Consider the following 8,740-nt stretch of genomic DNA (forward strand, 5'->3'; position numbering starts at 1 on the left):
AGCAAAGCCAAGAAACACCACCCCACCAAAACCCAAAAAAACCCACCCCCCCCCCCCCCCCCCCCCCCCCCCCCCCCCCCCCCCCCCCGCTGCCGTCGCGGCCGGTGCCGACGGGCCCCCGCCGAGGGGTCCGCGCGGTGCTAATCCCCTGCTCATCGATCTCATAGGGGGCTCACGGCCAACTGCTATTGTCGGCCGTAATCCAGCCCCACCAGCCGAAAGCGGGACCAACTCATGTCGAGGGCGCCGCAGTTGTCGGTCGTCATGCCGATCTACAACGAGCAGGAGGCGCTTCCGCTGACTGTCGCGCGCCTGCGTCCCATCCTGGACGGGCTCGGGGTCGACTACGAGGTCGTCGGTGTCGACGACGGCAGCACCGACGCCACCCCGGTGCTGATGCAGAAGATCCGGCAGGACTGGCCCGAGTTCCGGATCATCCGGTTCTCCCGCAATTCCGGGCACCAGGCCGCGCTCAAGGCCGGCCTCCACCGGGCGTTCGGCGACTACGTCGTGAGCATCGACGCGGACCTGCAGGACCCGCCGGAGAAGATCCCGGAGATGCTCACGCTCGCCCGCGAGGAGAACCTCGACATCGTCTACGGGGTGCGCGGGGACCGCGGGACGGACAGCTTCTTCAAGCGGCGTACGGCCGGCGCCTACTACTGGCTGATGCGCAAGCTCGTCGGCAAGCGGATGCCCAGCCAGGCCGGCGACTACCGGCTGCTCAGCCGGGCTGCGGTGGACGCGCTCAAGGCGCTGCCCGAGCACCAGCCGGTCTACCGGCTGCTGGTGCCGTGGCTGGGCTTCCCCAGCGGCGAGGTGGTCTACGTCCGCGAGGAGCGGGTCGCCGGCGCCACCCACTACCCGCTGACCAAGATGGTGCGGCTCGCCCTCGACAGCATCACCAACTTCTCGGCCGCCCCGCTGCGGCTGGCCACCTGGCTCGGGCTGCTGAGCTTCCTGGTCTGCATCTGCCTGGCGATCTACACCACCGTCGCGTGGGCGGTCGGGTCCACGGTGCCCGGCTGGTCCTCGCTGTTCATCGGGATGCTCTTCATCGGCGCCGTGCAGCTCAGCTGCGTCGGCATGCTCGGCGAGTACGTCGGGCGGATCTACTCGGCCGTCCAGGCCCGCCCGGCGTACTTCGTCGGCTACGACTCGGCCGACGAAGAACGGGAGGGAAACTCCTGATGACCTTCACCGGCGAACCGGTCCGGCCGCCGGAGGCGGGCCGGACCACCCGGCGTCAGCTGCCGTCCTTCCTGGTCATCGGCGTTCTGAGCACCGTCTTCTACCTGCTGCTCTTCGTGGCCGCGCGCTGGTTCACCGGCGCGCAGGCCGCCAACCTGATCGCGCTCGCGGTGAGCGCGGTCGCCAACACCGCCGCCAACCGCCGCTTCACCTTCGGGATCACCGGCAACGAGGGCGCCCTGCGCCACCAGCTCCAGGGCGCGGTGGCCTTCCTGATCGGGCTCGGGCTCAGCAGCGGCGCGCTCGCCCTGCTGGACGCGCTGGCACCGGACGCCTCCCGGCCGGTCGAGGTGGCCGGTCTTGTGGCGGCCAACGGGCTCGCCACCGTCGCCAGGTTCCTCCTGCTGAAGGTCTGGGTCTTCCGCGGCCGCTGAGCCCGCCCGGGCGCCGGCTCGACGCCCAAAGGCCAAGGGCCCGGCCGCAGTTGATGCGGCCGGGCCCTTGTGTACGGGAGCTCCGGGTCAGGCCTGGTAGGCCTTGCTCAGGCCCGCGGTGAACTCCTTGACGGCCTTGTAGTCCGGCAGCAGGCCGCTCGCCAGGGCCTCGGCCAGCGAAGGCGCCTGGGCATCCTTGGCGGAGAGCTGCGGGGCCTCGGCCGGCCACTCGATGGCGAGGTCGGGGTCGAGCGGGTGCACCCCGTGCTCACCGGTCGGGTTGAACGTCTCCGAGCACAGGTAGCTGAGCGTCGCGTCGTCGCTGAGGGCGCAGAAGCCGTGGCCCAGGCCCTCGGAGATGTAGACGGCCTTGCGCTCGTCCTCGTCGAGCCGCACGCCCTCCCAGCGGCCGAAGGTCGGCGAGCCGACCCGCAGGTCCACGATGATGTCCAGCACCGCGCCGCGCACGCAGGTCACGTACTTGGCCTGACCGGGCGGGACGTCGGCGAAGTGGATTCCGCGCACGACACCGCGGCTGGAGACCGAGAGGTTGGCCTGGGCCAGCCGCAGCGGGTGGCCGACCACCTCGGCCAGCTTGTCGAAGCGGAACCACTCGGTGAACAGACCACGAGGATCGCCGTGCAGCTGGGGGGTGATCTCCCAAGCGCCCTCGATGGACAGCTCGTTGAACTTCACCGGGCGCTCTCCTCGTCCAGCAGCGCCACCAGGTACTGGCCGTAGCCGCTCTTGAGCAGCGGTTCGGCGAGCTCGCGCAGCTGCACGTCGTCGATCAGGCCGGCCCGCCAGACCGCCTCCTCGATGCAGCCGATCTTGAAGCCCTGGCGCTCCTCGATGACCCGGACGAACTCCGAGGCCTGCACCATCGAGACGAACGTGCCGGTGTCCAGCCAGGCGGTGCCCCGGTCGAGGATCGTCACGTGGAGGTCGCCGGCCTGCAGGTAGGCCTCGTTGACGGCGGTGATCTCCAGCTCGCCGCGGGCGCTGGGCTTCAGGCCGCGGGCGATCTCGACCACGCGGTTGTCGTAGAAGTACAGGCCGGGAACGGCGTAACGGGACTTGGGCTCGGTCGGCTTCTCCTCGATGGAGATGACCTGGCCGTCCTCGTCGAACTCCACCACGCCGTACGCGGTCGGGTCGGCCACCGGGTAGGCGAAGACCCGGCCGCCCTTGGCGTCGGTGTGCTCGGCGAGCCGGGTGCCGAGGCCGCTGCCATGGAAGATGTTGTCGCCGAGGATCAGCGCGACGGGCTCGTCGCCGATGAAGTCCGCGCCCAGCACGAAGGCCTGGGCGATGCCCTCGGGGCGTTCCTGGACGGCGTACTCCAGGCGGAGACCGAACTGGGAGCCGTCGCCCAGCAGGCGCTCGAACTGCTCCCTGTCGTTCGGGGTGGTGATGATCAGGATCTCGCTGATCCCCGCCATCACAAGGGTCGAGAGGGGGTAGTAGATCATCGGCTTGTCGAAGACCGGGAGGAGCTGCTTCGACACCGCCCGGGTCAGCGGCCAGAGCCGCGAGCCGGTGCCGCCGGCCAGAAGGATTCCACGCATGCGTGCACCTTATTCGAGTCCGGAGCAGCAGGTGAGGCCCGGGTCGGTAGGGGCACCGGCGCGACGGTAGACTACGCCGCACTATGCGCATCCTCGTGACCGGCGGTGCCGGCTTCATCGGTTCTGAATTCGTCCGCCAGCTTCTGGGCGCCGACACCACTGACCAGATCACGGTCTTCGACAAGCTCACGTACTCGGGCGTCGAGGCCAACCTGGCGCCCGTGGCGGGCCACAGCGGCTACTCCTTCGTCCGCGGTGACATCTGCGACGCCGACGCCGTCGATCAGGTCATGCCCGGCCACGACGTCGTGGTCCACTTCGCGGCCGAGTCCCACGTGGACCGCTCGATCGCGGGTGCCGGCCCCTTCGTGCTGACCAACGTGGTCGGCACCCAGGTCCTGCTGGACGCCGCCCGCAAGCACGGCGTCGGCCGCTTCGTGCACATCTCCACCGACGAGGTGTACGGCTCGATCAACGAGGGCTCCTGGACGGAGGAGTGGCCGCTGGTGCCGAACTCCCCGTACTCGGCCTCCAAGGCCTCCTCGGACCTGCTGGCGCTGGCCTACCACCGCACGCACGGCATGGACGTCGTGGTGACCCGCTGCTCCAACAACTACGGGCACTACCAGTTCCCGGAGAAGGTCATCCCGCTGTTCACCACCAACCTGATCGACGGCAAGAAGGTGCCGCTGTACGGCGACGGCGGCAACGTCCGCGACTGGCTGCACGTCTCGGACCACTGCCGGGGCATCGAGCTGGTCATGCGCGGCGGCCGCGCCGGTGAGGTCTACAACATCGGCGGCGGCACCGAGGCCACCAACAAGGAGCTCACCGGGCTGCTGCTCGAGGCCGCCGGCGCCGGCTGGGACATGGTCGAGCACGTCGCCGACCGCAAGGGCCACGACCTGCGCTACTCGATCGACATCAGCAAGATCCGCGAGGAGCTCGGCTACGAGCCGCAGGTCCGCTTCGAGGACGGCCTCGCCGCCACCATCGCCTGGTACCGCGAGAACCGCGCCTGGTGGGAGCCGCTGAAGACGAAGGCGGCTCTGGAGAAGTGACCTCCAACGCCTCCGGTCAGGTCCGCTGGCTCGTCACCGGCGCGGCCGGGATGCTCGGCCGGGACCTGCTCGCGGTCCTGGCCGCGGACGGGACCGCCGAGGTCACCGCCCTCGGCCGGGCCGACCTCGACATCACCGACGCGGCGGCCGTGCTGGCCGCCGTCGAGGGCCACGACGTCGTCGTCAACTGCGCGGCCTGGACCAACGTCGACGGCGCCGAGAGCGCCGAGGAGGCCGCCACCGCCGTCAACGGAACCGGCGTGCGCCACCTGGCCGCCGCCTGTGCCAAGACCGGTGCCCGGCTGCTGCACGTCTCCACGGACTACGTGCTGCCCGGCGACGCCACCGAGCCGTACGCCGAGACCGCGCCGACCGGCCCGGTCAACGCCTACGGCCGCAGCAAGCTGGTGGGGGAGCAGGCCGTGGCCGAGCTCCTCCCGGAGCACGGCTACGTCGTGCGCACCGCCTGGCTGTACGGCGAGCACGGCAAGAACTTCGTCGCCACCATGCTCAGGCTCGCCACCCAGCGCGACACCCTCGACGTGGTGGAGGACCAGCAGGGCCAGCCGACCTGGTCGCTCGCCCTCGCCCGCCAGCTCGTCGCGCTCGGCCTGGCCGCGCTCGCCGGACAGGCCCCGGCCGGGGTCTACCACGGCACCGGCAGCGGCCGGACCACCTGGTTCGGGCTGGCCCGCGAGACGTACCGGCTGAGCGGGCTGGACCCGGAGCGGATCCGCCCGACCACCTCCGCGGCCTTCGTCACCCCGGCCGTCCGGCCCGCGTTCAGCGTGCTGGGCCACGAGCGCTGGGCGGCCGCCGGCCTGAGCCCGCTGCCCGACTGGCGTGACCAGCTCGCCGAGGCGCTCGGCACGCCCGTCTTCACCGAACTGGCCACAGCGGCCCGGACGACCGAGAGCGACAGATCTCAGTGAAGAATCCGCTGACGAAGGTGGCCGCCGCGCTACCGCCGGGAACCCTGGCGGTGGCCGGCGGCACCGTCGTGCTCGGCGCCGCCTCGTACATCCACCTCGGTGTGGCGGGCCACAGCCTGTCGGTCGACGACATGGCGAACGTCTCACTGCTCTGGACGATCGTGATGTCCGTCGGCATCGGCGTGTTCTTCCCGATCGAGCAGGAGCTCACCCGGATCGTCGCCGCCCGGGCCGCGCTCGGCCACGGCGCCGCGCCGGTCCTGCGCCGGGCCACCCTGCTGACGGGGGCGATCCTCGGCACCGTCCTGCTGGCGCTCGGCGCCGGCTCGGGGAAGATCGCCGACGTGATGTTCCACGGCGACCGCTCGCTGGTGCTCGCGCTGGGCGGCGCGTTCGCCGGCATGGCGGTCTGCTACCTCACCCGCGGGGTGCTGGCCGGCCTCGGCCGGTTCGGTGCCTACGGCACCCAGCTCGGCATCGACGGCGGTCTGCGGATCGGGCTCGCCTTCGCCTGCGGCGTGGCCGGCGTCCACTCCGCGCTCGCGTTCAGCCTGATCCTCGCTGTCGCGCCGATCGCCGCCACCGTGGTGACGCTGCCCGCGCTGCTGCGGGTGGTCAAGACCGGGCCGCGGATCCCCTGGTCCGAGCTCTGTTCCGGGCTCGGCCTGCTGATCTGCTCGACCCTGCTCTCCCAGGTCGTCGTGAACGCCGCGGTGGTGAGCACCAAGCTGCTCGCCCCGTCGGACTCGGCCCTGATCGCGGCGCTGCTCAACGCGCTGGTGCTGGCCCGGGTCCCGCTCTTCGTGTTCGGCTCGCTCCAGGCCTCGCTGCTCAACGGGCTGTCCGCGGCGATCGCGGTCGGCGACCGCGCGGCCTTCAGCGGCATGCTCCGCCGGATCGGCGCCGTGGTCGGCCTGCTCGGCGTGCTCGGCGGGATCCCGGCGGTGGCCCTCGGCCCCTGGCTGATCCAGGTGCTGTTCGGCGCCAAGCCGGTGCTCGGGTGCCTCGACTTCTTCTGGATGTCCGCCGGCACCGTGGCGTACATGTTCGCGATGGTGCTCGGCCAGGCGCTGATGGTATTCAAGCGGCACAACCTCCAGCTGCTCTGCTGGGCGGTCGGCACCGTGGTCCTCGCCGGGGTCACCTTCCTGCCGGGCGAGGTGTCCACCCGCGTGATCCTGGCCTACGCGGCCGGATCGGTGGCCACCGTGCTCGGTATGCTGGCGGCGCTCAGGCGCAGCTTCCCCGGTTCGACGGCGAACCAGGCCGGTCCCGCGCAGAGCACGTCGGAGCAGGCTGTGCCTACCCTGAGTACCGGAGTGGTCGCCGAATGACCGCATCGGCCCCCGATATACAGATTGCCGCGCACGAGCGCGGGCGACACCCCGAACATGGAGCCCCCGTGTCCCAGTACGACGATGTCTGGCTGGTGATCCCGGCCTACAACGAAGGCCAGGTGATCGCTGACGTTGTGGAGGGAGCGCGCAAGACGTTCCCCAACATCGTTGTGGTCGATGACGGCAGTGCGGACGACTCCGCCAAGCACATCATGACCACCGGTGCGCACCTGGTGCGGCACCCGGTCAACCTCGGCCAGGGCGCGGCGCTGCAGACCGGCCTCGCCTACGCGCTCGCCCAGCCCGACGCCAAGTACTTCGCCACCTTCGACGCGGACGGCCAGCACCAGACCGCCGACGTCGAGAAGATGGTCGCGGTGCTCCGTGCGGGCGAGGCCGACGTGGTTCTCGGCTCGCGCTTCATCGAGCAGAACGGCCAGGTGCCGTGGATCAAGCGGGTCGTCCTGCGGACGGCCGCGACGGTCAGCCCCACCGCGCGCAAGCTCAAGCTCACCGACTCGCACAACGGCCTGCGGGTCCTCAACCGTGAGGCGGCCAGCCGGCTGCGGATCACCATGAACGGCATGGCCCACGCCTCGGAGATCGTCAGCTTCCTCGCCGGAGCCGATCTCCGGGTGGCGGAGCTCCCGGTCGACATCCTCTACACCGACTACTCACGCGCCAAGGGTCAGTCCCTGATCAACGGCGTCAACATCATCTTCGACATTTCGCTTCGGGAGCGTGGCCGCCGATGAACTACTTCTGGATCCAGCTGGTTCTGATCTTGGGCGCGGTCTCCCTTGCGTTCATGTTCATCCGGCGCTGGGACGCAGCGAACACCCGGGCCTGGAAGCGCATCGCCTTCTCCGTCTTCGTGATCGCGAACATCTACGCGATCCTGCGTCCCAGTGACGTGACCTGGGTCGCCCACAAGATGGGCGTCGGCCGCGGCACCGACCTGGTGCTGTACGTGATGGTCCTGGCCATGGGCTTCCTGACGCTGAACACCTTCCTGCGTTTCCGCTCGCTGGAGAAGAAGCTCACCGACCTCGCCCGGACCGTGGCGATCAACGAGGGCGCCCGGCTGAACGAGGAGCGGTTCGACCTGGACCTCCCGGTCTCGGCCCCGGCCGACCGCAGCGGAGTCTGACCGTCATGGCCACCTTCGAGTTCATGCTGCCGTACTACGGCGATGTGGCCCTGATGCAGGCCGCGGTACGCAGCATCCTGGGCCAGAGCGACCCGGACCTCCGGCTCACCGTCGTCGACGACGGCAAGGAGCCGGACGTCCCGGGCTGGTTCGCCGAGCTCGGTGACGACCGGGTGCGCTACCTGCGCAACGAGCAGAACCTCGGGATCACCAAGAACTTCCAGAAGTGCGTGGAGCTCTCCACGGCCGACCACGTGGTCATCATGGGCTGCGACGACCTGCTGCACCCTCACTACCTGGAGACCGTCCGGGCGATCCTCAAGGACAACCCGGACCTGGGCATGGTGCAGCCGGGCGTCGAGGTGATCGACGGCGACGGTGTGGTCACCTACGGCCTGGCCGACAACGTGAAGGGCAAGCTGTACGCCCCGAACGTCAAGGGCCGGCGGCTGATGGGCGGCGAGGAGCTGGCGGCCAGCGTGCTGCGCGGCAACTGGCTGTACTTCCCGTCGATCTGCTGGCGGGGCGAGGCCCTGCGCGCGGTCAACTTCCGCGACGAGTACTCGGTGATCCAGGACCTGGCGCTGGTGGTCGACCTGCTGGAGCGCGGCGAGACGATGATGGTGGACAACACCACCACCGTCTTCCAGTACCGCCGGCACGCGGTCAGCGAGTCCTCGGTGCAGGCCTTCTCCGGTACCCGCTTCACCGAGGCGGAGCGCTACTTCAACGCGGTGGCCGAGCGGATGGACGCCCGCGGCTGGCCCAAGGCGGCGCGTGCGGCCCGGGTGCGCAGTGCCTCGCGCTTCCACGCCATCACGATGCTCCCGGGTGCCCTGCGCCGGGGCCAGAGCGCCGGCGTCAAGGTGCTGGCCAAGCACGCGTTCACCTCTGGGCAGCGCCACTAGGGCCTGGCCGGATTTCCGGACACGGAACGAGCCCGGTCCCACCGCCTGCGCGGTGGGACCGGGCTCGTTCCAGGTTCGGGGTCACAGAACGGGTTCGGTCCGGCGTGGGAGAACCGGGAGGGGCCCTCAGTCGTGGCGTTCCGGACGCCGCGGTCAAGC

The 8,740-nt window shown here is 70.3% G+C and carries 10 protein-coding genes; 8 read left to right on the top strand and 2 right to left on the bottom strand.

The features are described from left to right. Positions 1-234 precede the first annotated feature (234 nt). Both ACZ6NC_RS24315 and ACZ6NC_RS24320 read left to right on the top strand, forming a co-directional pair. Complete coding sequence (locus tag ACZ6NC_RS24315; protein WP_465735877.1) at positions 235-1,191, top strand: glycosyltransferase family 2 protein; 957 nt, start codon at positions 235-237, stop codon at positions 1,189-1,191. Continuing rightward, entirely contained in the window at positions 1,191-1,625 is a 435-nt protein-coding gene (locus ACZ6NC_RS24320) for a GtrA family protein (RefSeq protein WP_465735878.1), read from the top strand. The genes ACZ6NC_RS24315 and ACZ6NC_RS24320 overlap by 1 nt, the downstream gene beginning before the upstream one ends. 87 nt (positions 1,626-1,712) lie before the next feature. Here the strand turns inward: ACZ6NC_RS24320 and rfbC are convergent, their stop codons facing one another. Together rfbC and rfbA are read right to left on the bottom strand one after the other, a co-directional pair. Next, complete coding sequence (gene rfbC, locus ACZ6NC_RS24325) at positions 1,713-2,321, bottom strand: dTDP-4-dehydrorhamnose 3,5-epimerase (protein WP_465735879.1); 609 nt, start codon at positions 2,319-2,321, stop codon at positions 1,713-1,715. Further along, complete coding sequence (gene rfbA, locus ACZ6NC_RS24330) at positions 2,318-3,193, bottom strand: glucose-1-phosphate thymidylyltransferase RfbA (RefSeq protein WP_465735880.1); 876 nt, start codon at positions 3,191-3,193, stop codon at positions 2,318-2,320. Before rfbA ends, rfbC begins: the two co-directional genes overlap by 4 nt. Before the next feature lie 83 nt (positions 3,194-3,276). On the opposite strand from rfbA, the gene rfbB reads away from it, so the two are divergent. The 6 genes from rfbB to ACZ6NC_RS24360 all read left to right on the top strand — a co-directional run bounded on the left by rfbB (position 3,277) and on the right by ACZ6NC_RS24360 (position 8,581). Next, positions 3,277-4,254 (top strand): dTDP-glucose 4,6-dehydratase, encoded by a 978-nt coding sequence (gene rfbB, locus ACZ6NC_RS24335; RefSeq protein ID WP_465735881.1) that lies wholly within the window; start codon positions 3,277-3,279, stop codon positions 4,252-4,254. After that, positions 4,251-5,186 (top strand): dTDP-4-dehydrorhamnose reductase, encoded by a 936-nt coding sequence (rfbD, locus tag ACZ6NC_RS24340; protein WP_465735882.1) that lies wholly within the window; start codon positions 4,251-4,253, stop codon positions 5,184-5,186. Before rfbB ends, rfbD begins: the two co-directional genes overlap by 4 nt. Beyond that, on the top strand, positions 5,183-6,520 hold the full coding sequence (locus tag ACZ6NC_RS24345; RefSeq protein ID WP_465735883.1) for a lipopolysaccharide biosynthesis protein: 1,338 nt from the start codon (positions 5,183-5,185) through the stop codon (positions 6,518-6,520). Before rfbD ends, ACZ6NC_RS24345 begins: the two co-directional genes overlap by 4 nt. Positions 6,521-6,588: 68 nt before the next feature. After that, positions 6,589-7,278 (top strand): glycosyltransferase family 2 protein, encoded by a 690-nt coding sequence (locus tag ACZ6NC_RS24350; protein WP_209414059.1) that lies wholly within the window; start codon positions 6,589-6,591, stop codon positions 7,276-7,278. After that, the gene (locus ACZ6NC_RS24355) at positions 7,275-7,673 is read left to right on the top strand and encodes a DUF2304 family protein (RefSeq protein ID WP_465735884.1); all 399 of its coding nucleotides are present in this window, start codon (positions 7,275-7,277) and stop codon (positions 7,671-7,673) included. The genes ACZ6NC_RS24350 and ACZ6NC_RS24355 overlap by 4 nt, the downstream gene beginning before the upstream one ends. A gap of 5 nt (positions 7,674-7,678) precedes the next feature. Then, positions 7,679-8,581, top strand: a complete 903-nt coding sequence (locus ACZ6NC_RS24360; protein ID WP_465735885.1) for a glycosyltransferase family 2 protein — start codon at positions 7,679-7,681, stop codon at positions 8,579-8,581. Positions 8,582-8,740: the final 159 nt, after the last annotated feature.

Source organism: Kitasatospora sp. NPDC041988 (assembly GCF_055588525.1).